Origin of the sequence: Pseudomonas sp. Leaf15, from assembly GCF_001421425.1 — a bacterium.
GTDB lineage: Bacteria > Pseudomonadota > Gammaproteobacteria > Pseudomonadales > Pseudomonadaceae > Aquipseudomonas > Aquipseudomonas salomonii.
In genome coordinates this window covers 187,484-212,201 of sequence record NZ_LMKI01000032.1, presented here as the reverse complement: position 1 = coordinate 212,201, position 24,718 = coordinate 187,484, and the positions used below count along the sequence as shown (strand labels likewise).

Below are 24,718 nucleotides of genomic sequence, written 5' to 3'. Positions count from 1 at the left end.
ACTTTTTAATCGAACGACTCACGACGAGACCCCATGGCCACTCCCAGCGCTAGCTCTTATAACGCCGACGCCATCGAAGTCCTCTCGGGCCTCGACCCGGTGCGCAAACGCCCCGGCATGTACACCGACACCAGTCGGCCGAACCACCTTGCCCAGGAAGTCATCGACAACAGCGTCGACGAAGCCTTGGCCGGGCACGCCAAGTCGGTACAGGTCATCCTCCACGCCGACCATTCCCTGGAAGTGTCCGACGATGGTCGCGGCATGCCGGTGGACATTCACCCGGAAGAGGGTGTGTCGGGCGTCGAGTTGATCCTTACCAAGCTCCACGCCGGTGGCAAGTTCTCCAACAAGAACTACCAGTTCTCCGGTGGCTTGCACGGTGTGGGTATTTCCGTGGTCAACGCCCTGTCCACACTGGTGCGGGTCAAGGTCAAGCGCGACGGCAACGAGTACCAGATGACCTTCGCCGATGGCTACAAGGCCACCGACCTGGAAGTCATCGGCAGCGTCGGCAAGCGCAACACCGGCACCAGCGTGTACTTCGCGCCGGACCCGAAATACTTCGATTCGCCAAAGTTCTCCATCAGCCGCCTCAAGCACGTACTCAAGGCCAAGGCGGTGTTGTGCCCCGGCCTGCTGGTCAGCTTTGAAGACAAGGGCACCGGCGAAAAGGTCGAGTGGCACTACGAAGATGGCCTGCGCTCCTACCTGGAAGACTCGGTCAGCGACTTCGAACGCCTGCCCAACGAGCCGTTCTGCGGCAGCCTGGCGGGGAATAAAGAAGCCGTCGACTGGGCGCTGCTGTGGTTGCCCGAAGGTGGCGACAGCGTGCAGGAAAGCTACGTCAACCTGATCCCCACCGCCCAGGGCGGCACCCACGTCAACGGTTTGCGCCAGGGTTTGCTGGACGCCATGCGTGAGTTCTGCGAATACCGCAGCCTGTTGCCACGCGGCGTGAAGCTGGCGCCGGAAGACGTGTGGGAGCGCATCGCGTTCGTGCTCTCGATGAAAATGCAGGAGCCGCAGTTCTCCGGCCAGACCAAAGAGCGTTTGTCGTCCCGTGAGGCGGCGGCGTTTGTCTCCGGTGTGGTCAAGGACGCGTTCAGCCTGTGGCTCAACGAACACCCGGAACTGGGCCTGGCCCTGGCGGAGCTGGCGATCAATAACGCCGGCCGTCGTTTGAAGGCCAGCAAGAAAGTCGAGCGCAAGCGCATCACCCAGGGCCCGGCACTCCCAGGCAAATTGGCCGATTGCGCCGGGCAAGACCCGATGCGCTCCGAGCTGTTCCTGGTCGAAGGTGACTCCGCCGGCGGTTCCGCCAAGCAAGCGCGGGACAAGGAGTTCCAGGCGATCCTGCCGTTGCGCGGCAAGATCCTCAACACCTGGGAAGTCGACGGCAGCGAAGTCCTGGCCAGCCAGGAAGTGCACAACATTGCCGTGGCCATTGGTGTAGACCCGGGCGCGGCGGACATGAGCCAGCTGCGCTACGGCAAGATCTGCATCCTCGCCGACGCCGACTCCGACGGCCTGCACATCGCCACGTTGCTCTGCGCGCTGTTTGTGCAGCACTTCCGCCCATTGGTGGATGCCGGCCACGTCTACGTCGCCATGCCGCCCTTGTACCGAATCGACCTGGGCAAAGAGATTTTCTACGCCCTCGACGAAGCCGAGCGCGATGGCATCCTCGACCGCCTGGTGGCCGAGAAGAAACGCGGCAAGCCGCAGGTCACGCGATTTAAAGGCCTGGGTGAGATGAACCCGCCGCAGCTGCGCGAAACCACCATGGACCCGAATACTCGGCGCCTGGTGCAGTTGACCCTGGAAGACTTCGCCGGTACGTCGGAAATGATGGACATGCTGCTGGCGAAAAAGCGTGCGCCGGACCGCAAAGCCTGGCTGGAGTCCAAGGGTAACCTGGCCGAGGTACTGGGCTGATGCGCACAGGCTTCGCCCTGGCGATCCTGATGTTGAGCGGGTTGGTGGCCACCCAAGCGGTGGCCGCGCCCGTGGCTGAGCTTAAATTAGTCTCCGAACACCCGGTGGACGGCATGCGCGGTGGCAACCTGTCGGGCCTGGCGCTGTGTGGCCAGGACCTGTGGACGGTTTCCGACCGCGATGACGACCAGATTTACCGCCTCGATATCAGCGCGCCGACCTGGAAGGCCGAAACCGTGAAGATCGAGGTGCCACCGGTGCCCGAGTCCGGCCTGCCTTGGGGGCTGCGCTCGCGCACCAAGGCTGCATCGTTCATTCGTGGCGGCGACCTGGATTTTGAAGGCATCACCTGTGACGCCGCCGGCAACCGCTACATTGTCAGTGAAGCCCATGCGGCGGTGCTGCAAGTGCCGGTGAACGGTGCGCCGCAATGGTTGAAGATTGCTCCGGGCATGGTCCGCGAAGCGCGGGCCAGTGGGATGTTGCTGCACTTCAATGCCTTGTTCGAAGGTTTGGCGATCAACCCCGAAGGCAATCAGATCTGGCTGGCCGCCGAGCGAGAGCGACGAGGGTTGATCTCGATCAAGCGTGGCCAGAGCGTGTGGGATTGCGATGGGCCCTGTGTGTTGCTGAGCGAGGCCGGCCAGGAAGTGCAACCGGCACAGTTCACCAACGCCAAGGCGGTGTCCAAGGACTTTGCCGACCTGGCGCTGTTCAACGGCAAGCTGTTTACCCTGGAGCGCAATGCGTTCCAGATTTGCCGGCGCGATGCGGTCACGGCCAAAGTTGAGCTGTGCTGGTCGTTTGCCGACGAAACCCTGGCACCGAACCGGCGTTATGCCCAGCCCTATGGCTTGGCCGAGGCCCTGGTGATGGATGCCGAAGGGGCGTGGTTGGGCATCGACAATAATTTTGGCCCGCGTGCCGACGGTGAGAAACGCCCGGTGGTCTATCGTTTTGCCGCGCCGGCCGGTGGCTGGGGCGCGCAACCATGACGGCAGCGCCGCCCGGCAAGCGTGCCGGACGTGTACTGATGTTCGTGGCATGGGGCGCCGGGCTGTTTTTGGCCACGCGTTTTTTTGGGCAGTGGGAAGCGCGCCAGGAAAACCCCAACGCCGTAGTGACCTCGGAGCAGCACGAGGGTTACATCGAAGTGAAATTGCTGGGCAACGGCCAAGGGCATTTTGTCGCCAGCGGCGAGATCAACGGATCGCCGGTGGAGTTTATGCTCGACACCGGCGCGACCGATGTGGCGGTGCCGGCCGAATTGGCCGACCGCCTCGGGCTCCAACGTGGCCCGCCCGTGACCTTGAGCACCGCCAATGGGCGTAGCCAGGGCTACCGCACCCGCCTTGATCGCCTGAAGCTGGGCGATATCGTCCTGCAGGACGTCCGCGCGCTGGTAGCGCCGGGCCTGGGTGGCGAGCAGGTGCTGTTGGGCATGAGTGCATTGAAACAACTTGAATTTACCCAGCGCAGCGGCACCATGCTGCTGCGCCAGACCAAACAATGATGAGGCCCGCATGAGTGACATCCTCGCAGACAGCTTAGATGGCGTAGAACGCCGATCGCTGGCTGACTTCACCGAAAATGCCTACCTCAACTACTCCATGTACGTGATCATGGACCGCGCCTTGCCGCATATCGGCGACGGCCTGAAGCCCGTGCAGCGGCGCATTATCTACGCCATGAGTGAGTTGGGCCTGGACGCAGATTCCAAGCACAAGAAATCGGCGCGTACCGTCGGTGACGTGCTCGGTAAGTTCCACCCCCACGGCGACTCGGCCTGCTACGAAGCCATGGTGCTGATGGCCCAGCCGTTCAGCTACCGCTACACCTTGGTGGACGGCCAGGGTAACTGGGGTGCGCCGGATGATCCCAAGTCCTTCGCCGCCATGCGGTACACCGAGGCGCGTCTGTCGCGTTACTCGGAAGTGCTGCTCAGCGAGTTGGGCCAGGGCACCGCGAACTGGGGGCCGAACTTCGACGGCACCTTGGACGAACCGCTGGTGTTGCCGGCGCGTTTGCCGAATATCCTGCTCAATGGCACCACCGGTATCGCGGTCGGCATGGCCACTGACGTGCCGCCGCACAACTTGCGCGAAGTCGCGACTGCCTGTGTGCGTTTGCTTGATGAGCCAAAAGCTACGGTCGAGCAGCTTTGCGAGCATATTCAAGGCCCGGATTACCCGACCGAAGCGGAAATCATCACGCCGCGTGCCGACCTGCTGAAGATGTACGAGACCGGCAAGGGCTCGGTGCGCATGCGCGCGGTTTACCACATTGAAGACGGCGACATTATTGTCACTGCACTGCCGCACCAGGTGTCCGGTGCCAAGGTGCTGGAGCAGATCGCCGCGCTGATGCAGGCCAAGCCGTCGAAATTGCCGCAAGTGGCTGACTTGCGTGATGAGTCCGACCACGAAAACCCCTGCCGCATCGTGATCATCCCGACCAACAGCCGGGTCGACCACGAAGTGCTGATGCAGCATCTGTTCGCCAGCACCGACCTTGAGTCCAGCTATCGCGTCAACGTCAACATCATCGGCCTGGATGGCAAGCCGCAGCTGAAAAACCTGCGCAACCTGCTGGTGGAATGGCTGGAGTTCCGCGTACAGACCGTGCGCCGCCGCCTGCAATTTCGTCTCGACAAGGTTGAGCGCCGCCTGCACCTGTTGGACGGTTTGCTGATCGCCTACCTCAACCTGGATGAAGTGATCCACATCATCCGCACCGCTGAGCACCCGAAAGCCGAGCTGATCGCGCGTTTCGAGCTGAGCGAGATCCAGGCCGACTACATCCTCGACACCCGCTTGCGTCAGTTGGCGCGGCTTGAAGAGATGAAGTTGCGTGACGAGCAAGACGCGCTGCTCAAGGAGCAAGCCAAGCTTCAAGCCCTGTTGGGCAGCGAATCCAAGCTCAAGAAGCTGGTGCGCAGCGAACTGATCAAAGACGCCGAAACCTATGGCGATGACCGTCGTTCGCCGATTGTCGAGCGCGCAGAAGCGAAAGCTCTGACAGAAACCGAGTTGCTGCCTAACGAGAAAATTACCGTCGTTCTGTCGGAAAAGGGTTGGGTTCGTTCCGCCAAAGGGCATGATATTGACGCCACCGGCCTCTCGTACAAGGCCGGCGATGGTTTCAAGACCGCTGCCGCCGGGCGTTCCAACCAATTTGCGGTGTTTATCGACTCCACCGGGCGCAGCTACTCGGTGCCGGCGCACACCTTGCCATCGGCACGCGGGCAGGGCGAGCCGCTGACCGGGCGCCTTACGCCGCCACCGGGGGCGAATTTCGAGTGTGTGCTGCTGCCGGACGACGATTCGCTGTATGTGATCGCCTCCGACGCGGGTTACGGTTTTGTGGTCAAGGGTGAAGACCTGCAGGCCAAGAACAAGGCGGGCAAAGCGTTGTTGAGCTTGCCGAACAACGCCAAGGTGATCCTGCCGCGTACCGTGGAAGACCGCGAGAGCAATTGGTTGGCATCGGTGACCACTGAAGGGCGTTTGCTGGTGTTCAAGATCAGCGATTTGCCGCAGTTGGGTAAAGGCAAGGGCAACAAGATTATCGGGATTCCCGGGGAGCGCGTGGCCAGTCGCGAAGAGTACGTGACCGACATCGCGGTGATCCCGGAAGGTTCTACCCTGGTGCTCCAGGCCGGCAAGCGCACGTTGTCTCTGCGCCCTGACGACCTTGAACACTACAAGGGTGAGCGTGGCCGACGGGGTAATAAACTGCCGCGTGGCTTCCAGCGCGTGGATGCTTTGCTGGTGGAAACGCCTGTTTAAGGCAGTTTAGAGGGCTCGATCTACGATTTAACGCGTAGATCGACGCTTTCGCGCTGGAGTCAGGGCGCATATTCACGGATGATATGGCCTTTCCAGCGCCGGCGTGGCCGAGCGTGTTTAGGTTATTTTTAGTATTACATTGTGGTTCGCCTTGTGGCAGCCACCTGGATGGGATGATGACTGCTCCACGCCTTCCTTTATTTTTGATGCTCGCTGGCCTTTTGGGGCTGGCGGGTTGCAGCACACACCAGCCGGTGTCGCTGTACCAGCTGGACAGCGGAAGTCCGGCTCAGCCTGCGCAAACCGCAGGCATGGCCGTTTTGCTTGGCCCGGTCGTCGTTGCTGATTACCTGCAACGCGAAACCTTGCTTCAACGTCAGAACGACGGCAGCCTGCAAGGTTCCACCGATGGTCGTTGGGCGGGTAGTTTGTCGTCCGATATCAACCAGCTGATGTTGCGTCAGGTGGCTGGCCATCTCGACAGCCAGCGTGTGGTGCTTGCACCTGGGCCAGCCGGTTTTACCCCGGATGTGCAGGTATTGCTGACCATTACGCGGCTCGATTCGGGTACTTCGCAACCGGCGATTCTTGACGCCCAATGGCGCTTGATCGACCGCCGTGGCCAGGTGCGCGATAACCGCATCGTGCACCTGCAGGAAGAACATACCGGCACCACCGCGTCCCAGGTCCAGGCCCAGGGCGTGTTGTTGCAGCATCTGGCGCAACAGTTGTCGGTCGCGCTCAAGCCATTGGCCAACCAGCCGCCAGTGGCCGAGGCGCCGCGCAAGCAAGCGCCGTCCCAGGCCAAACCGTCAGCTCCGCAGAAGCCTAAGATGCCGATGGCCACGCCGATTCGCACGGATATGGAAGTGTTCAGGTTCTGATCTGAATCGCGCCCAAACAAAAGGCCCGCTGACTCAGCGGGCCTTTTTGTTGTTGATCGTTCCCACGCTCCGCGTGGTAATGCCTCTTGGGACGCTCCGCGTCCCGTTGCGCAGCAGTGACGCAGAGCGTCACGGAATGCATTCCCACGCGGAGCGTGGGAACGATCAGCCATCAGGGCTTGTTACGGGTCTCATGCATCCGCGCCAACTGCCGCTCGAGCATCGACGGGTACGGCTCCATCAGCCGCTCCACACAGCTCGCGCCTTCAGGGCTGGCAATCGGGCGGATACGTGCGCGCTGGCGGATCAACGCATCTTCACTGATCTTGCGCTCCACCAGCAGCAGGTTGCGGCTGTGTTGGGACAAGGCCAGCGCGTCCTGGGCGATCTCGGTAAGCAGCAGGTCGATCTGGCTCATGCCGAACAGATCGTCACCGACGGTCAGGCCAAGTTGCAGCTGCAAGGTAATGCCGCTGTCGGCCACTTCAATCTGCAAGGCATGGCCGAGGGCGCGCAGCAGCTCGCCGCAGCAAATCGCGTTGGTCAGGTAGTCTTCGCCGCTGTCTTCACTGTGGAACAGCATCAACGTGCTGCCATCGTTCAGGGTGTGCAGCTCGCTCTGGTAGAGCGACGCGGCCTGGTCGAGGCAGTCGCGGTAGCGCTCCAGCAATTCGGTGAGGCGGGCGCGGGGCAGGCGACGCAGTTGGTCCTGCGAGCCCAGTTGCACCGCCAGTACGGCGCTGTGCTGCGGCTCGGTATTTTTCACCGGCGCAGGTTGCGGGGCGACAACGGGTGCGGCGGCCGAGGTGTCGCGCAGGTCGGCGAACGGGTCTTCATCGTCCAGTTCGTCTTCTTCGGCCTTGATCACCTGGCGTGGCGCAGGCTTGGGGGCGGCCACCGGCGCGCTTTCGTCAAAGCCTGGGTCACGCAGGTTGCGCACTTCAAACTCGGGCTCGTCGTCGTAGTCGGTGTCGTCGTACTCAGGCTCGGGTTCAACCTCAGGCACCACCGGCTCGGGAGCGAAGCTGGCATGAAGCTGGCGGGCGAGGTCGCCGATTTCATCCTGGCGGTCGGTGGCCGGGGTGTGTTCGTCGATATCGCGCAGCCAGATGCGCAGTTGCATCAGCGGCGTGGAGATATGCCGACCCAGGCGCAAGCTCAGGGCCAGGGCCAGGGCCAGCAGGATCGCGCTGAGGATGCCCATGCTTTGCAGGCTGATGGTCATCGGCTGCTGGAATTGCTGCATGTCGAGGCTGATGCGCAGTTGCCCGGCCTTCACATCCTGAAACGTAATATTGCTCGAATACAGGCCTTCGGCTTCACCCAACAGGCCGTTTTTCGGGCGCTGCCCGGCTTCGGCCATGATCCGGTTGTCCACGCTGTAGATGGCGGCGTGGGCCACCAGCGGGTTCTTGGTCAGGTTATTGAGCAGCACGTTGAGGCTGAGGATGTCGTTGGACACCAGCAACTCAGTCGCCGAGGTGGCGGTCTGGGTCGTCAGGCTCTCGCCCAGGGCGTCGGCTTGCTCGTGCATGGCCTGCTTGAACTGCAAACCCATCACGCAGGCGTAGATCACCAAGGCCAGAGCGACCAGGATCACGTTATGGCTGGCGATGCGTAATGCGATCGGTACACGGCGGTGGCGCAGTGCCCGGAAGATCAGCAGGAAGAAGTTATCGGTTTTTACTGGCGTGGGCCGGTTCACTTGCGCTCGGCTCTTGGTCCGTGAAGTTGACGCGCAGTATAGCGACAGGCCTAGAACCGGCAAAGCGCTCGCTGTGCCCGATGGTCACTGAAAGTGGGTAGAATGCGGTTTTTTTCCAGCCTGGGGGTGCGCTTTGCGCGAAATTGTCCTGATAAACATCACCGGCGAAGACCGCCCGGGTCTCACCGCAGCCATTACCGGTGTTCTGGCCCAGGGTGGTGTGAACATTCTCGACATCGGCCAAGCGGTGATCCACGACACGTTGTCGTTCGGCATCCTGGTGGAAATCCCCAGCACCGAGCAGGCCTCGTCGGTGCTCAAAGACATCCTGTTTACGGCCTATAAGCTTGATCAGCAGGTGCGTTTCACCCCGGTTTCCGAAGCCGATTACCAGCATTGGGTCGAAGGCCAGGGCAAAAAGCGCCATATCGTGACGCTGCTGACCCGCAAAGTAACCGCCGAACAATTGCAGCGGGTCAGCTCGATCACCGCTCAATATGGTTTGAATATCGACCACATCGACCGTCTGTCGGGTCGTATGCCATTGGACACGCCGGCGGACAAAGGCAAGGGCTGCATCGAGTTCTCCGTGCGCGGCGAACCGGCCGACCCGCAAGCCCTGCGCGCCGAGTTCCTCAGCGTGGCCCAGGAACTGAATGTCGACATCGCCTTCCAGGAAGATTCGCTGTTCCGCCGTAACCGCCGCCTGGCGGTGTTCGACATGGACTCCACACTGATCGAAGCTGAAGTCATCGACGAGTTGGCCAAGGCCGCGGGCGTGGGCGAGCAGGTGTCCGAAATCACCGAGCGCGCCATGGCCGGTGAACTGGATTTTCGCGCCAGCTTCAAAGAGCGCCTGGCGCTGCTCAAGGGCTTGGACGTGAGCGTGCTGGATTCGATCGGTGCTTCGCTGCGCCTGACCGAAGGCGCCGAAACCTTGTTTGCCGAACTCAAGCGCCTGGGCTACAAAACCGCAATCCTGTCCGGTGGCTTCACCTACTTCGCCAAGCAATTGCAGGCCAAGCTGGGCATCGACTACGTGTTTGCCAACGAGCTGGAAGTGGTGGATGGCAAGGTGACCGGCGTGGCGGTCGAGCCGATTGTCGACGCACAGCGCAAGGCGGACCTGCTGAAGGAATTGGCCCACAAGGAAGGTTTGCGTCTGGAGCAGACCATTGCCGTCGGCGATGGCGCCAATGACTTGCCGATGCTGGCGATTGCCGGGTTGGGCGTGGCGTTCCGTGCCAAGCCACTGGTCAAGCAATCGGCCAAGCAGGCGATTTCGACGCTGGGGCTGGATGGTGTGCTGTATCTGCTGGGCTTTCGCGATCGCGATGGTCAGCTGTAACCCGATCTAACTGCAAGATTGATCGTTCCCACGCTCCGCGTGGGAATGCCGCCCCTGACGCTCCGCGTCAGCTTCAAGGGCGTGACGCAGAGCGTCACAGGAGGGCGCTCCCACGCAGAGCGTGGGAGCGATCAGGTCAGGCTTTAGGCGCGGCGATACCCTGGCCCATCTGCACCGGCGTACCTGCCACCAGCTCTTCTGCCCACTTCACCTGATCCGGCCCGAACAGCACGATGGCGGTCGAACCCAGTTTGAAACGGCCCAGCTCAGCGCCTTTCTCCAGATGAATCGGCGCACGTGCAGCTTCGTCGTAACGGAAGGTTTTCAACTCACGCTTCGGCGGCGTCACCAGCCCGGCCCATACGGTTTCAATCGACGCCACAATCATCGCGCCCACCAACACCACAGCCATCGGGCCGCGTTCGGTGTCGAACAGGCAGACAACACGCTCGTTGCGCGCAAACAGTTCCGGCACATTTTCGGCCGTGGTCTGGTTGACCGAGAAAATCCGGCCTGGCACGTAGACCATCTCGCGCAGCGTGCCGGCCAGCGGCATGTGCACGCGGTGGTAGTCTTTCGGCGACAGGTAGATGGTGGCGAAATCACCGCCCATGAACGGTGCAGCCAGCGCCGCATCGCCCCCCACCAACTCCAGCACGCTGTAGCTGTGGCCCTTGGCCTGGAACACCCGGCCATGTTCGATCGGGCCAAGCTGGCTGACCGCGCCGTCGGCTGGGCTCAGCACCGCGCCTGGGGTTTCATCCAGCGGGCGGGCGCCGTCTTTCAGGGCACGGGTGAAGAAGGCGTTGAAGTGCTCGTAGGCGGTGAGGTCTTCGACCAGTGCCTGAGACATGTCCACTTGGTAGCGCTTGGCGAACCACGCGGTGAAGGCATTCTTGAACCAGCGCACGCGGCACTCGGCAATGCAGCCGGCCAGGCGCGACAGCAAGTGGTGCGGCAGCAAGTACTGGCTGAGGATAAACAACTGCTTTTTCATAACTGTCCTTAAACCTTAAATCTCGACGGGGGTGTCGGGGTGGTTGCCCCATTCGCCCCAGGAACCGGCATAACCTTTGACTCGCGGATAACCGAGCGCCTTGGCCACCAGGTAGGTGAAGCCAGAGCGGTGGTGAGTCTGGCAGTGGGTGATGATTTCTTTGTCGCGGGTCAGCCCGAGGTCTTCGAGGATCTGCGGCATGTCGCGGCGGATGCGCAAGTTGCGCGCCTGGTCCATGCCGGCAGTCCATTCGAAGTTGACGGCGCCGGGGATGTGCCCGCCCTTGGCGGCGAGCACTTTCTCGCCGGAATATTCCAGCGGGCCGCGCGCGTCCCAGATGCCCAGGTCGGCTGCACCAAGGCGGCTTTGCAGGTATTCGCGGGTGGCGGTGGGGCCGTCGTGCAGCGTGAGGCTGACCGGGCCGCCAACCGGTGCGGGCACTTCGGTGGATACCGGGTGCTTTTCGTCCAGCCAGGCCAGCAGGCCGCCATCCAGGTAGTGGCACTTCTGGTGGCCGATCACGTCGAGCAACCAGATAAACCGCCCAGCCCAGCCGCCGCCTTCGTCGTCATAGACGACGTAAGTGGCGTCCGGGGTGTGGCCCAGTTCGCCGAACAGCTTTTCCAGGTCGGCCTTGTGCGGCAGCAAGCCGGGTGCAGGCGGCTGGCCCAGTTGGGTGCGCTTGGGGTCAACGAAATGCGCGCCGGGGATATGCCCTTCGGCGTAGCGGGCGGCACTGGTGAGGTCCACCAGAATCAAGTGGTCGGCATCCAGGCGACCAAGCAGGTCGCTGGACTCGATCACCAGCGGCAAGCCAGAGAAGTCAGGCATGTGAGGTCTCCTGGGCACAAATGTTGGCGATAAAAGAGCGCGATTGTAGCGCAAGCATCAGGCGCTGCGGTTGGTAAAGCTGTGCAGCGCTTTCTCGATGCATTGAGCGGTTTTGCCGAAAGCCTGCACGGTGGTTTCCGAGAACGGCCCGCCGCCCTGGTCGGCGACCATCAGCATCACCACGCGGCCATTGCAGCTCAGAGAGCGTAGCAACAGGTGTTCACCGGTAAACCAGCGGCGCAGGATCGGCGGCAGCAACGCGGAAAATTGCGCGTGATTGTCTGGCGTCAGGCGCACCTGGGCGGACTTTTCCAGCAGGCGCTGCAGCAGCGTGCTGTTGACGACGTCCAGGCTCAGGTTGGCAGCGTCCTTGGGCAAGCCATCGGCCTGATGCACACGCAAGGTACTCAGGGCGCGGTCGGCCATAAACAGTAAGACCCGCTGCATGCCACTGGCGACCAAGGCTTCCCTGGCGCAGGTGGTCAAGTGCATGGCGTTGGCAAAGCGGCTCGGCTCGACCAGCAATTCGGTGCAGCGCTTGCGCCACACGGCCAAGGATTCGGCAGTAGGCGGCGGTGCGGGCAGCAGGCCGCGATGGACCTTCTGCACATGCCACGGCCAGATCAGTGACAGTGCCGGGTGCCACAGGTCCGCCATCAAGGTGGTGCGCGCGCTGGTCACCGCTTGTTGGTGAGCCTGCTGCTGCACGTCACACAGCGGTGCTTGCAGGTACAGCGCGGTGAGGTATTGCCAGCGCTCGGTGTGCGGGCAGGTCCAGGATTCCTGAGCCGACATTGCCAGGCCGTTGGCCAGCAGCACGGTGTTGGCGGGTTGGTTCAACCAGCGCCGCAGGTTGGGTTCGGCATCGAGCAATTGCTGTTGGCGCAGTGCGTCGTCTTCGCGGGCGATGTGCAGCGTCTTGACCAGCAGGCGCTGCTCGGTCAGCAGCAGGTTGTAGCCCTGGGACACCCAGATCGGCAGGTGCCAGGCTTCGGTCAAGCCCAGGCACAGGTCGAGCAAGCGTACACCGAACAGTTCCTGCTCGACCTTGCGCGCCGACTGGCCTTTGTGGATGACCCGCAGCTCCCATTCTTCCAGAAGCTTGGGGTAGGCCACGGCCAGCGGCCACAGTGGCGACAGAAACAGCAGGCTGCCCCAGTGGATGTCTTGCCACAGCCGCGCCAGGCGGCTGGCGAATAAACCGTTGGCTTGCTGTGAGGCGTGCTGGCTCACCAGCAGCAGTTGGCGCAGGGCCACCGGAATGTCTTTTTCCGGCACCGAGGGCAGACGCGCGAGCAATTCTTCGGCGCGTTTGAGGCCCAGGCGGTTCAGCGCCACTTCGAGGTTTTCTGCTGGCCCCGACAGGCTGCCGTGCGCCTGGCTGTTGGCCTCGCGCATCACACTGAGCACCAGCGCCGGGCTGTTTTGCATCAGCTCGGCAATATCTCGCAATGAACTACGGCTGTCGCGGATGGCCTTGCACACGCGTTCGTGACTAGCCTGAGGAACAGGCAGCAGCACATCGTCCAGGCGCTTGATCCAAGCGGCGAGGGTGGTGGGTTTTGTATGTGGAACTGTCGTTTCGTTTGCCATGATTGGGGCGCGATCATCACTTGCGTTCAACACACCCGGAACGGGCCGAATTGGTTTTTCGCCTTAACGGGCTATAGTCTGGCGCAGTTTTGCCGATAAGTAGAACAAGAGTTTTCTGCAGCACCCACTATGTCCATGAACCCGACGGCGCAAGTACCAATCTCCTATGGCTAAAATTATCGGCATCATCGTCGTCATCGCAAGTGTGCTCGGTGGGTACGTCCTGTCCCACGGTAAAATTGCCGCGCTGATCCAGCCCTTCGAAGTGCTGATCATCGGCGGCGCTGCGTTTGGTGCTTTCCTGCAGGCCAACCCCGGCTACATGACCATGCACGTGATCAAAAAGTCGCTGGGCATGTTCAGCTCGCGCTTCTCCCACACTTTTTATCTCGAGGTGCTGGGGCTGATCTACGAGATCCTCAACAAGAGCCGCCGCGAAGGCATGATGGCCATCGAAGGGGATATCGAAGACGCTGCCGCCAGCCCGATTTTCGCCAAGTACCCGGCCGTGCTCAAAGATGAGCGCATGACCGCCTACATCTGTGATTACCTGCGCATCATGTCCTCCGGCAACATGGCCCCGCATGAGCTGGAAGGGCTGTTCGACATGGAGCTGTTCAGCCTCAAGGAAGAGCTGGAGCATCCTTCGCACGCCGTGACCGGCGTCGCCGACGGCATGCCCGGTTTTGGTATCGTCGCGGCGGTACTCGGCATTGTGGTGACCATGGCATCCCTGGGTGAAGGCGACCAGAAGGCCATTGGCATGCACGTGGGCGCGGCCCTCGTCGGGACCTTCTTCGGTATCCTCGCGGCCTACGGTTTCTTCGGCCCACTGGCCACGTCCCTGGCCCACGATGCCAAGGAAGAAGTGAACTTGTACGAAGCGATCAAGGCCTGCCTGGTGGCTTCGGCGTCCGGCATGCCGCCATCGCTGGCGGTGGAGTTCGGGCGCAAGGTGCTGTACCCGAAACATCGCCCAAGTTTTGCCGAGTTGGAACAAGCGGTTCGCGGTCGCTAAGTCATGGAAAACAACCAGCCGATAATCATCAAGCGCGTCAAGCGCTTCGCTGCGGGGCACCATGGCGGCGCCTGGAAAATCGCCTTCGCCGACTTTGCCACGGCGATGATGGCGTTCTTCCTGGTGCTGTGGCTGATGTCGACCGCCACGCCGGAACAGAAGATTGCCATCGCCGGTTACTTCAAGGACCCGATTGGCTTTTCGGAAAGCGGCACGCCGTTCGTGATCGACCTGGGCGGCTCGCCGCAACTGGCGCCTGAGCGCACCATCAACCCCGAGGTCAAAACCGAGTCGCCGCAGGAAAACATCCCGATCGAGCGCGACACCGTCGAGAGCATGGCCGAACAGGTCGAGAAAGAGCGCCTCGAATTGTTGCTGCAAGAGCTGCAGACCAAGGTCGAAGAAAACCCGCAGCTGCTGAAATTCAAGGATCAGATTTCCTTCGAGATCACCCCCGAAGGCTTGCGTATCCAGATCACCGATGCGGCCAATCGGCCGATGTTCGATTCCGGCAGTGCGCGCTTGAAACCGTACTTTGAAGACATCCTGCTGGCCATGGCCGACACCATCAAGGCGGTGCCGAACAAGATCAGCATCAGCGGTCACACCGACGCCAAACCCTATGCGGGCCAGGGCGACTTCGGCAACTGGGAGCTTTCGGCCAACCGCGCCAACGCCGCCCGCCGTGCGCTGGTGGCGGGCAGCTATCCCGACCCGCAAGTGGCACGCGTGGTAGGTTTTGCCTCCTCGCAGTTGTTTGACCCTAAAGACCCGTTCAACCCGATCAACCGTCGCATCGATATCGTGGTGCTGACTAAAAAAGCCCAGCGTGCGATTGAAGGTGATCAGCCGCCACCTGCGGCGCCGACCCAGGGCGAAGGCGCACCGGGTGAAGTGCCGGCCGATCCGAATGCCATTCCGCCAGGTCAGGAGCCGCTACCAGCCCATGAACTGCGGCAGAAGCTGAACCTGTTTGATGACGGCGGGGTGAAAGACCCGACGGCGCCTGCGCCAACGCCGGGTTCGTAGTCCAGATACAACAAGGCCGCGATAATCGCGGCCTTGTTGTATCTGCGGTTTAGTAGCTGCTCTCCGGCAAGCTCGCAATAATCGACCGATAGCTGTTCATTCGCTGCTGCTGCACACGCCCATCTTCCAGAGCCTTGAGCAACGCACAGCCCGGCTCGCGGTCGTGTTTGCAGTCGCGGAAGCGGCAGGTGCCGATCAGGTCGTTGAACTCGATAAAGCCCGCTTCCACATCGCTGCGGCTGACGTGGCCGAGGCCGAATTCACGGATGCCTGGGGAGTCGATCAACTCACCGCCGCCGGGGAAGTGGAACAACCGCGCGGTGGTGGTGGTGTGGGTACCCTGGCCTGACAGTTCCGACAGCGGGCCGACACGGGTGTCGACTTCCGGCAGCAGGCTGTTGACCAGCGATGACTTGCCCACGCCCGACTGGCCGACGAACACGCTGATGCGGCCGTCCAATTGCTGTTGCAGCTGTTCCATGCCATTGCCGTGATGCGCAGACACTTCCAGTACCGGGTAACCCAGGGTGCGGTAGACCGCCAGCAACGCATTGAGCGCCGGGGCGTTCTGTTCGTCGATCAGGTCGAATTTGTTCAGCAGCAGCAGCGGGCGAATGCCGGCGTGCTCGGCTGCGACCAGGTAGCGGTCGATCAAATTGGCATGCGGCTCGGGCAGCGGTGCGAACACGATCACGATCATGTCGACGTTGGCCGCCACCGGCTTGAGCTGGCCACGGCTGTCGGGGCGGCGCAGTTCGGTGGTGCGCGGCAACTGGGCGACGATCACGCCGATGCCCTGGTTGCCGGCACGCCACACGACCTTGTCGCCGGTGACCAGCGCAGGCAGGTTGGCGCGCAAGTGGCAGCGCGACACCGAACCTGCGAGTTCGCCTTCGAGCGCCTCGACTTCGACCTGCACGCCGAAGTGCGCGATCACCAGGCCCGTTTGTTCAGGGCCCAGGTCGCCGCCCTCGAGCGCTTCCACGGCGGAGGATTCACGTTTGGCGGCGCGAGCGGCGCGTTCGCCTTGAATCTTTTCGATGCGCCAGTTTTGGCGGCGATTGAGCTGGCGTTTGGCCATTGGTGTTCCGTGTCGATAATGCAAAGGTTGGGTAAAACGGTCGCGAGTCTAGCACGCCCCCGCCTGCTAAACTGCGCAGCTAAGCCAAGGGCCAAGAGAATCAAGCCATGCAAAACCCACAGAACCTGATTTGGATCGATCTGGAAATGACCGGTCTGAACCCCGACACCGACGTCATCATCGAGATGGCGACCATTGTCACCGACAGCAACCTCAACACCTTGGCCGAAGGTCCGGTGATCGCCATCCACCACAGCGACGCCGTACTGGCCACCATGGACGAGTGGAACACCCGCACCCACGGCAACTCCGGCCTGACCCAGCGCGTGCGCGACAGCCGCATCAGCATGCGCGACGCCGAAGCTGAAACCATCGCTTTCCTGGAAAAGTGGGTGCCCAAGGGCAAGTCGCCGATCTGCGGCAACAGCATCTGCCAGGATCGTCGCTTCCTTTATACGCACATGAAGGGGCTGGAAAGCTACTTCCACTATCGCAACCTGGACGTGTCCACGCTCAAAGAGCTGGCGGCGCGCTGGGCGCCGGAGGTCAAGGACAGCTTCCATAAGGGCAGCACGCATTTGGCGCTGGATGACATTCGCGAGTCGATCGCCGAGCTGCAGCATTACCGCAAGCATTTCATCAAGGCTTGAATCTGTGGCGCCTGCTCTGGCCCCATTGCAGCATTGGTGTCTACGCAGCCGGTTGAAACAAAGTCTGGGGTAAGTGGGCTGTTGTGGCGAGCAGGCTTGCCCTGCGTTGGGCTGCGAAGCAGCCCCAAATCCAGACGCTGAGTTCTTTCAGGAAAATTGCAGTGTCTTTACTGGGGCCGCTTCGCAGCCCAACGCAGGGCAAGCCTGCTCGCCACAGGGAAATCTGGATGCCTTCAAGTTGTGTAGATACCAGGCCCTATCGCAGGCAAGCCAGCTCCCACACTTTGACTTGTGAACACATTCAAATGTGGGAGCTGGCTTGCCTGCGATGCTGTCGACACGGTCTTTCGCCATGCGCCCCCTTTTGGTGCCATCACCCAATGATTAGAATGCGCGCCTATTCGCAAGGATCGCCATCATGCTGTTGATGCTCTACCTCGTCGCCATCACCGCCGAAGCCATGACCGGCGCGCTGTCCGCCGGGCGCCGTGGCATGGACTGGTTTGGCGTGGTGCTGATCGCCTGCGTCACCGCGCTGGGCGGTGGTTCGGTGCGCGATGTGCTGCTGGGGCATTACCCGCTGACCTGGGTCAAACACCCGGAATACCTGGTGCTGACCTCAATCGCAGCACTGGTGACGATCTTTATCGCGCCGCTGATGCGCCGCCTGCGTTCGTTGTTCCTGGCGCTGGACGCCTTGGGCTTGGTGGCGTTTACCCTGATCGGCTGCATGACTGCGTTGGAGATGGGCCACGGTATGCTGGTGGCTTCGGTCAGCGGCGTGATCACGGGCGTATTTGGCGGCATCCTGCGCGATATCTTCTGCAACGACATCCCGCTGATCTTCCGCCGCGAGCTGTACGCCAGCGTGTCGTTTCTCGCCGCCTGGTTCTACATGCTGTGCCTGTATCTGCAACTGCCCAGCGAGCAGGCGATTCTGCTGACGCTATTCAGCGGTTTTCTGCTACGCCTGCTGGCGATCCGTTTTCACTGGGAAATGCCCAAGTTCGTCTACAACGACGACGTGCACTAGCGCGTAGCGTGCTGGTTCAGTGCCCATTCCACATGTTCACGCACCAGTTCGGACGGATAATCGCGACGTGCTTTCAAGGCTTCGAGCACCGGAATGCTTGATGGCGCATTGCCCAGGCCCACTGCCAGGTTGCGCAGCCAGCGCTCATACCCGGCGCGACGCAGGGGCGAGCCTTCGGTGCTGCTGAGGAATTTATCCTCGTCCCACATAAACAATTCGGCCAGTTCTGCGTTATCCAGATTGTGCCGTGGCTTGAAATCGCTCTCGGCCGTGGATCGGGCGAAACGATTCCACGGGCAAACGATCTGACAGTCATCGCAGCCGAACACCCGATTGCCGATCAATGGGCGCAGGTCCTCGGGGATCGCACTCTTGAGTTCGATGGTCAGGTAGGAAATGCAGCGCCGCGCGTCGAGCACATAAGGGCCGACGAAGGCATTGGTGGGGCAGATATCCAGGCACGCGGTGCAGCGGCCGCAATGCTCGGTGGCGTGGGGCGCGTCCACCGGCAAGGGCAAATCGACAAACAGTTCGCTCAAAAAGAAATAGCTGCCGGCCTTGCGATTGAGCACCAGGGTGTTTTTGCCGATCCAGCCCAGGCCGGCTTGTTCGGCAATGGCTTTTTCCAACACGGGCGCGCTGTCGACAAAGGCGCGAAAGCCAAACGGGCCGATCTGTGCCTGGATACGGTCGGCCAGTTGCTGGACGCGCTTGCGGATCAGCTTGTGGTAATCGCGGCCCAGGGCGTAACGGGAGATGTAGGCTTTGTCTGGCTTGGCCAGTAACTGCGCCATTTGCGTGTCGCCTGGCAGATAATCCATGCGCAGCGACACCACGCGCAGCGTGCCCGGCACCAGTTCTTCGGGGTGCGAGCGTTTGCTGCCATGGGCGCCCATGTAGTCCATCTCGCCGTGGTAGCCCGCGTCGAGCCAGCGTTGCAGGTGCAGCTCATGCTCGGCCAGGTCCAGGCCGCTGATGCCGACTTGTTGAAAGCCCAGCTCGCGGCCCCAGTCTTTGATCGATTGGGCGAGGGCGGGCAGATCGGAGGTAATTGCGGGCATGAGACACGGGAAACCACAGGTTAGATGCGTATAATTCTGCCAGACATCGGAGCTTGAAGACGCATGCCGCAGACAAAACACACAATTACCGACGTACAGCCGCTGTTGCACGGCCATTTGCCGCAACTGGCTGCACGTTCCCCGGACGCCCATAAAGGCCAGTTCGGCCACCTGCTGGTCATCGGCGGCGACCATGGCTTTGGCGGTGCTGCGCTGTTGAGTGCTGAAAGCGCTCTGCGCAGTGGCGCCGGCATGGTCTCGCTGGCGACTCGCCCTGAGCACGTGCCAGCCGCACTGGCGCGCCTGCCGGAAGTCATGACCGTCGGCGTGAGTTCGGCCAACCAGTTGATGGGGTTGCTGGAAAAAATCTCGGTGATCGTTATCGGTCCCGGCCTGGGCGCAGCGTCCTGGGGCAAAAGCCTGCTGTCGGTTGCCGCCAACGCCCAGCAGCCGCAAGTCTGGGATGCCGATGCCTTGAACCAGTTGGCCGCAGGCGGTGTAAGCCTGCCGGCCAACAGCGTAATCACGCCGCATCCCGGTGAGGCGGCGCGGTTGATGGGCATCACGACAGCCGAGGTTCAGGCCGACCGCCTTAACGTGGCGCGCGCTTTAAGCCAGACATTCAATGCAGTGGCTATCCTCAAGGGTGCTGGCAGTTTGATTGCCAGCCCGGAAGGCCGTGTTTCGCGCTGTGACCAAGGCCATCCAGCAATGGCGACGGCCGGTTTGGGGGATGTGCTGAGCGGCTTGGTGGGCGCCTTGCTGGCCCAAGGCATGCCTGCCTATGAGGCAAGCTGCCTGGCCGTGTGGTTACACGCTACGGCAGGGGATCGCCAAGGCACTTATGGTCGCGGCCTGGCCGCCAGCGACCTGATACCTGCCATTCGTCAATTGCTGGAGGAGCAGTCGCCGTGCCTGAAGTAAGCCTTTTTCTGGCTGATGAAGACGCCATGGTCGCGTTGGGTCAGCGTATTGCACAGGTTACGGCCGGCGCGGGACTGATTTTCCTTGAAGGCGACCTGGGCGCGGGCAAAACCACGCTGTCGCGGGGGATTATTCGTGGGCTGGGCCACACGGGCGCGGTAAAAAGCCCGACGTTCACCTTGGTCGAACCCTACGAGATCGGTGCAGTTCGCGCCTTTCACTTTGACCTGTATCGGCTGGTCGATCCCGAAGAACTGGAGTACATGGGCATCCGTGATTACTTCGATGAAGATGCACTGTGCCTGATCGAGTGGCCAGATAAAGGCACAGGCTTTTTGCCAAAGCCGGACCTGACCATTACCATTACGCCGCATGAGCATGGACGTCAGCTGAAGTTGTTGCCCCAGAGTGCGCGAGGCCAGTCTTGGTGCGCGGCCCTGGCATTGGAATTCAAATAAAATTGGTGGGGTTAGGTATGCGCTTTCGCGCGATGGTTGCTGTCGTAGGGGTGTTGCTTGCGGCAATGACTTTCAATGCTCTGGCTGCTTCACAGGTGAAAAGTGTTCGCCTGTGGCGAGCGCCGGATAACACGCGACTGGTGTTCGACCTGTCTGGCCCGGTCCAGCACAGTGTCTTTACCCTGACGGCGCCCGATCGCCTGGTGATCGACATCAACGGCGCCACCCTGGGCGCGCCTCTGAAAGTATCTACCGCTAATACCCCGATCACCTCGATGCGCTCGGCCCAGCGCACGCCGACGGACCTGCGCGTGGTCATCGACCTGAAGAAGGCCGTGACCCCGAAAAGCTTTGTACTGGCACCTAATGCCCAATACGGCAATCGGTTGGTGGTCGACCTGTTCGACAACGCCGCCGATGCCAACCCGCCGCCAGCGCCGCCGCCAAGTGTCGCGACCGTGCCGGCCGTGCCGGTCAACCCGTCGCAGCCGCAGGTCAAATTGCCGCCGCCGCCACCTGCGCCTGCGGGCAAGCGCGACATTATCGTGGTGATCGACGCCGGTCACGGCGGTGAAGACCCGGGCGCCTCCGGCTCGCGCGGCCAGCATGAAAAAGACGTGGTACTGGCTATCGCCCGTGAACTGCAGCGCCAGGTCAATGGCATGAAAGGCTACCGCGCCGAGCTGACCCGTACCGGTGACTACTTCATCCCGCTGCGTGGCCGTACCGAAATCGCCCGCAAGAAGGGCGCTGACCTGTTTGTGTCGATCCACGCCGACGCCGCACCGTCGGCAGCGGCCTTCGGTGCCTCGGTGTTTGCCTTGTCCGATCGTGGCGCTACGTCCGAAACCGCACGCTGGCTGGCGGACAGTGAAAACCGTTCCGACTTGATCGGCGGGGCCGGCAACGTGTCCCTAGACGACAAGGATAAAATGCTCGCCGGTGTACTGCTCGACCTGTCGATGACCGCTTCGTTGACGTCCAGCTTGAACGTCGGCCAAAAAGTCCTCAGCAATATTGGCCGCGTGACGTCCCTGCACAAGCAACGCGTGGAGCAGGCCGGGTTTATGGTGTTGAAGTCGCCGGATATCCCGTCGATCCTGGTGGAAACCGGGTTTATTTCCAACTCCAACGAGGCCTCGAAACTGGCCAGCGCCAGCCACCAGCAGGCATTGGCGCGTTCGATCAGCGCCGGTATTCGCCAGTTCTTCCAACAGAACCCGCCGCCGGGTACCTACATTGCCTGGCTGCGTGATTCCGGCAAAATCGCCCAGGGCCCGCGTGACCATCGCGTGCAGCCCGGGGACACCCTGGCCATGCTGGCCGTGCGTTTCCAGGTTTCGGCCGCGACCTTGCGCAGCGCCAATAACCTGAAGACCGATGAGTTGAAAGTTGGCCAGGTGTTGACCATCCCTGGCACTGAATTGGCGGCGCAGTAATGAGCGAATCAGTTTTGAACAGCGGCTCGCGTATCGAGCTGCTCAGCCCGCGCCTCGCCAACCAGATTGCGGCAGGTGAGGTGGTTGAGCGCCCGGCGTCGGTGATCAAGGAGTTGCTGGAAAACAGCATCGACTCCGGCGCCAAGCGCATTGATGTCGACGTGGAGCAGGGCGGCGTCAAGCTGCTGCGGGTGCGTGACGACGGCAGCGGGATCTCCTCGGATGACCTGCCGCTGGCGCTGGCCCGTCACGCCACCAGCAAGATTCGCGACCTCGAAGACCTTGAGCGGGTAATGAGCCTGGGTTTTCGCGGTGAGGCATTGGCCTCCATCAGCTCCGTAGCGCGCCTGACCCTGACTTCACGCACCCGCAGCGCCGAGCAGGCCTGGCAGGTAGAAACCGAAGGCCGTGACATGGCGCCTCGTGTGCAGCCGGCGGCGCACCCGGTGGGCACGTCGGTTGAAGTTCGCGACCTGTTTTTCAACACGCCGGCGCGACGCAAATTCCTCAAGGCCGAAAAAACCGAATTCGATCACCTGCAAGAAGTCATCAAGCGCCTGGCCCTGGCGCGCTTTGATGTGGCGTTCCATTTGCGCCACAACGGCAAAACCATCCTCAGCCTGCACGAAGCCCACGACGACGCCGCGCGCGCTCGGCGTGTATCGGCTATTTGCGGAGCGGGCTTCCTGGAACAGGCGCTGCCGATTGAAATCGAGCGCAATGGCTTGCGCCTGTGGGGCTGGGTGGGTTTGCCGACCTTCTCCCGCAGCCAGGCGGACTTGCAGTACTTCTTCGTGAATGGCCGCGCGGTGCGCGACAAACTGGTGGCCCACGCGGTGCGCCAGGCGTATCGCGATGTGCTGTTCAACGGGCGGCACCCGACGTTTGTGCTGTTCTTTGAAGTCGACCCGTCGGTGGTCGACGTCAACGTGCACCCGACCAAGCACGAAGTGCGCTTCCGCGACGGGCGCATGGTGCATGACTTCCTCTATGGCACGCTGCACCGCGCCTTGGGCGATGTGCGCCCGGATGATCAACTGTCTGCGCCGATCGTGACGGCAGTGGTAAGGCCGAGCGGTCCGGAGGCCGGCGAGTTCGGCCCTCAGGGCGAAATGAGCCTGGCGGCCAACCTGCTGCAATCGCCGCAGCCGCAGCCTTCCTATACGGCGCCGGGTTCCGGTTCGGGCGCGGGTTACCAGTACCAATACACGCCACGCCCGCAGTCGACTGTGCCGGTGGCTGAGGCTCAGGCCGCCTATCGCGAGTTTTTTGCGCCGCTGCCGGGTGCCGAACCGGGCGCTGTGGCGTTGCCGGAGGGCGGCGGTGATATTCCGCCCTTGGGTTATGCGCTGGCTCAGCTCAAGGGCATTTACATCCTGTCCGAAAACGCCCACGGCCTGGTGCTGGTAGACATGCACGCCGCTCACGAGCGGATCATGTACGAGCGCTTGAAGATCGCCATGGCCAGTGAAGGCCTGAGCGGCCAGCCGTTGTTGGTGCCGGAGTCCCTGGCGGTGAGCCAGCGTGAAGCCGATTGCGCCGAAGAACACCACAGCGTATTCCAGAAGCTCGGCTTCGAACTGCAACGCCTGGGCCCGGAAACCCTGGCTATTCGCCAGATTCCCGCGCTGCTCAAGCAAGCCGAAGCCAACCGCCTGGTCGCCGACGTACTGGCCGACCTGATGGAATACGGCACCAGCGACCGCATTCAGGCACATATCAACGAACTGCTCGGGACCATGGCCTGCCACGGTGCAATCCGCGCCAACCGCCGCCTGGCGCTGCCGGAAATGAACGGTTTGCTGCGCGACATGGAGAACACCGAGCGCAGCGGGCAATGCAACCATGGCCGACCGACCTGGACCCAAATGGGCCTGGACGACTTGGACAAACTGTTCTTGCGCGGCCGTTGATGAGCGCCTTGCCCCCCGCCATCTTTCTGATGGGCCCTACGGCCGCCGGCAAGACCGACCTGGCCATCGAGCTGACCAAAGTGCTGCCCTGCGAGCTGATCAGCGTCGACTCTGCCCTGGTTTACCGGGACATGGACATCGGCACGGCCAAGCCTTCAAAAGAACTCTTGGCACAGTATCCGCACCGATTGATTGATATCATCGACCCGGCCGAGAGCTATTCCGCCGCCGATTTCCGTACCGATGCCCTGGCCGCCATGGCCGAAATCACCGCGCGGGGCAATATTCCGCTGCTGGTGGGCGGTACGATGCTCTATTACAAGGCTTTGCAGGAAGGCCTGGCGGATATGCCAGCGGCCGACGCCCAGGTGCGCGGCGAAATTGAAGAAGAGGCTGCACGCCTTGGCTGGCAAGCCCTGCACGACCAGCTGGCGGCAGTCGACCCGGTTTCCGCTGCGCGCATTCACCCCAATGACCCCCAGCGCCTCAGTCGCGCCCTGGAAGTTTGGCGGGTGAGCGGCCAGACCATGACTGAACACAGGCTGAAACAAACTGCGCAAAGTGCTGATGCAGGCGCATCTGGACAGTCACAATTGCCCTATACTGTGGCGAATCTGGCCATTGCTCCGGCAAATCGCCAGGTGTTGCATGAACGAATTGCACAAAGATTCACAATTATGTTGGAACAGGGGTTTGTGGACGAGGTCGTAGCACTGCGTTCCAGAGGTGACCTGCATGCCGGGTTGCCTTCGATACGTGCTGTAGGCTACCGCCAAGTCTGGGAACACCTGGATGGCAAGCTGACGTCAGCCGAAATGCAGGAACGCGGCATCATTGCCACGCGCCAATTGGCGAAGCGCCAGTTCACCTGGTTGCGCAGCTGGAGCGATTTGCACTGGTTGGACAGCCTGGACAGCGACAATCTGTCACGCGCCTTGAAATACTTAGGATCGGTCTCCATATTGAGCTGAGTCCTTGCAATTGCCGTCTATCCTTGGGGGTGTGACGGCCATGAGCTATCTATTTTC

21 protein-coding genes are annotated in these 24,718 nt (G+C 61.8%); 15 read left to right on the top strand and 6 right to left on the bottom strand.

Annotated elements, in window-relative coordinates:
• Positions 1-33 precede the first annotated feature (33 nt).
• The 5 genes from parE (at position 34) to ASE80_RS20405 (ending at position 6,610) form a co-directional block, all read left to right on the top strand.
• A complete protein-coding gene (gene parE, locus ASE80_RS20425) occupies positions 34-1,938 on the top strand; it encodes a DNA topoisomerase IV subunit B (protein WP_056860541.1) in 1,905 nt (634 codons plus the stop codon).
• Positions 1,938-2,933, top strand: coding sequence for an esterase-like activity of phytase family protein (locus tag ASE80_RS20420; protein WP_056860540.1), 996 nt, complete (start codon positions 1,938-1,940; stop codon positions 2,931-2,933). The genes parE and ASE80_RS20420 overlap by 1 nt, the downstream gene beginning before the upstream one ends.
• Entirely contained in the window at positions 2,930-3,451 is a 522-nt protein-coding gene (locus tag ASE80_RS20415) for a retropepsin-like aspartic protease family protein (RefSeq protein ID WP_056860539.1), read from the top strand. Before ASE80_RS20420 ends, ASE80_RS20415 begins: the two co-directional genes overlap by 4 nt.
• A gap of 10 nt (positions 3,452-3,461) precedes the next feature.
• On the top strand, positions 3,462-5,726 hold the full coding sequence (gene parC, locus ASE80_RS20410; protein ID WP_056860538.1) for a DNA topoisomerase IV subunit A: 2,265 nt from the start codon (positions 3,462-3,464) through the stop codon (positions 5,724-5,726).
• Between the two features lie 176 nt (positions 5,727-5,902).
• The gene (locus ASE80_RS20405) at positions 5,903-6,610 is read left to right on the top strand and encodes a PqiC family protein (protein ID WP_026013799.1); all 708 of its coding nucleotides are present in this window, start codon (positions 5,903-5,905) and stop codon (positions 6,608-6,610) included.
• 172 nt (positions 6,611-6,782) lie between these two features.
• On the opposite strand, the gene ASE80_RS20400 is transcribed toward ASE80_RS20405, so the two are convergent.
• Positions 6,783-8,315 carry an AhpA/YtjB family protein gene (locus ASE80_RS20400; protein ID WP_056860537.1) on the bottom strand — a complete coding sequence of 511 codons (1,533 nt, stop codon included), beginning with the start codon at positions 8,313-8,315 and terminating at the stop codon, positions 6,783-6,785.
• A gap of 133 nt (positions 8,316-8,448) precedes the next feature.
• On the opposite strand from ASE80_RS20400, the gene serB reads away from it, so the two are divergent.
• Entirely contained in the window at positions 8,449-9,663 is a 1,215-nt protein-coding gene (gene serB / locus ASE80_RS20395; RefSeq protein WP_017138476.1) for a phosphoserine phosphatase SerB, read from the top strand.
• A gap of 136 nt (positions 9,664-9,799) precedes the next feature.
• On the opposite strand, the gene asd is transcribed toward serB, so the two are convergent.
• The 3 genes from asd to ASE80_RS20380 are packed head-to-tail and all read right to left on the bottom strand — an operon-like array spanning position 9,800 to position 13,084.
• Positions 9,800-10,660: an archaetidylserine decarboxylase gene (asd, locus tag ASE80_RS20390; protein WP_056860536.1), complete on the bottom strand. Its 861-nt coding sequence runs from the start codon at positions 10,658-10,660 to the stop codon at positions 9,800-9,802.
• 15 nt (positions 10,661-10,675) lie between these two features.
• Complete coding sequence (gene rhdA, locus ASE80_RS20385; RefSeq protein ID WP_056860535.1) at positions 10,676-11,491, bottom strand: thiosulfate sulfurtransferase; 816 nt, start codon at positions 11,489-11,491, stop codon at positions 10,676-10,678.
• 57 nt (positions 11,492-11,548) lie between these two features.
• A complete protein-coding gene (locus ASE80_RS20380; RefSeq protein ID WP_056860534.1) occupies positions 11,549-13,084 on the bottom strand; it encodes an HDOD domain-containing protein in 1,536 nt (511 codons plus the stop codon).
• Between the two features lie 166 nt (positions 13,085-13,250).
• On the opposite strand from ASE80_RS20380, the gene motA reads away from it, so the two are divergent.
• Together motA and motB are read left to right on the top strand one after the other, a co-directional pair.
• The gene (gene motA, locus ASE80_RS20375) at positions 13,251-14,102 is read left to right on the top strand and encodes a flagellar motor stator protein MotA (protein WP_017138472.1); all 852 of its coding nucleotides are present in this window, start codon (positions 13,251-13,253) and stop codon (positions 14,100-14,102) included.
• Positions 14,103-14,105: 3 nt separating this feature from the next.
• A complete protein-coding gene (motB, locus tag ASE80_RS20370) occupies positions 14,106-15,131 on the top strand; it encodes a flagellar motor protein MotB (protein ID WP_017138471.1) in 1,026 nt (341 codons plus the stop codon).
• A gap of 49 nt (positions 15,132-15,180) precedes the next feature.
• On the opposite strand, the gene rsgA is transcribed toward motB, so the two are convergent.
• Complete coding sequence (gene rsgA / locus ASE80_RS20365) at positions 15,181-16,212, bottom strand: small ribosomal subunit biogenesis GTPase RsgA (RefSeq protein WP_003171340.1); 1,032 nt, start codon at positions 16,210-16,212, stop codon at positions 15,181-15,183.
• A gap of 107 nt (positions 16,213-16,319) precedes the next feature.
• Between rsgA and orn the strand changes: the two genes are divergently transcribed.
• Both orn and ASE80_RS20355 read left to right on the top strand, forming a co-directional pair.
• On the top strand, positions 16,320-16,862 hold the full coding sequence (gene orn / locus ASE80_RS20360) for an oligoribonuclease (RefSeq protein WP_056860533.1): 543 nt from the start codon (positions 16,320-16,322) through the stop codon (positions 16,860-16,862).
• Between the two features lie 415 nt (positions 16,863-17,277).
• Entirely contained in the window at positions 17,278-17,895 is a 618-nt protein-coding gene (locus ASE80_RS20355) for a trimeric intracellular cation channel family protein (protein ID WP_170039141.1), read from the top strand.
• Here ASE80_RS20355 and queG read toward each other — a convergent pair.
• A complete protein-coding gene (gene queG / locus ASE80_RS20350; RefSeq protein WP_056860531.1) occupies positions 17,892-18,956 on the bottom strand; it encodes a tRNA epoxyqueuosine(34) reductase QueG in 1,065 nt (354 codons plus the stop codon). The two genes, ASE80_RS20355 and queG, sit on opposite strands and share 4 nt — an antisense overlap.
• Before the next feature lie 63 nt (positions 18,957-19,019).
• Here queG and ASE80_RS20345 point away from each other — a divergent pair, with 63 nt between their 5' ends.
• From ASE80_RS20345 to miaA, 5 genes are read left to right on the top strand one after another with little or no spacing between them, the layout of a single operon-like run.
• Positions 19,020-19,880, top strand: a complete 861-nt coding sequence (locus ASE80_RS20345; RefSeq protein WP_056860530.1) for an NAD(P)H-hydrate dehydratase — start codon at positions 19,020-19,022, stop codon at positions 19,878-19,880.
• Positions 19,868-20,338: a tRNA (adenosine(37)-N6)-threonylcarbamoyltransferase complex ATPase subunit type 1 TsaE gene (tsaE, locus tag ASE80_RS20340; RefSeq protein ID WP_017138466.1), complete on the top strand. Its 471-nt coding sequence runs from the start codon at positions 19,868-19,870 to the stop codon at positions 20,336-20,338. The genes ASE80_RS20345 and tsaE overlap by 13 nt, the downstream gene beginning before the upstream one ends.
• A gap of 17 nt (positions 20,339-20,355) precedes the next feature.
• Positions 20,356-21,777: an N-acetylmuramoyl-L-alanine amidase gene (locus tag ASE80_RS20335; RefSeq protein ID WP_056860529.1), complete on the top strand. Its 1,422-nt coding sequence runs from the start codon at positions 20,356-20,358 to the stop codon at positions 21,775-21,777.
• Positions 21,777-23,690, top strand: a complete 1,914-nt coding sequence (gene mutL, locus ASE80_RS20330) for a DNA mismatch repair endonuclease MutL (protein WP_056860528.1) — start codon at positions 21,777-21,779, stop codon at positions 23,688-23,690. The genes ASE80_RS20335 and mutL overlap by 1 nt, the downstream gene beginning before the upstream one ends.
• Complete coding sequence (gene miaA, locus ASE80_RS20325; protein ID WP_056860527.1) at positions 23,690-24,661, top strand: tRNA (adenosine(37)-N6)-dimethylallyltransferase MiaA; 972 nt, start codon at positions 23,690-23,692, stop codon at positions 24,659-24,661. Before mutL ends, miaA begins: the two co-directional genes overlap by 1 nt.
• The last annotated feature ends 57 nt before the right edge of the window (positions 24,662-24,718 follow it).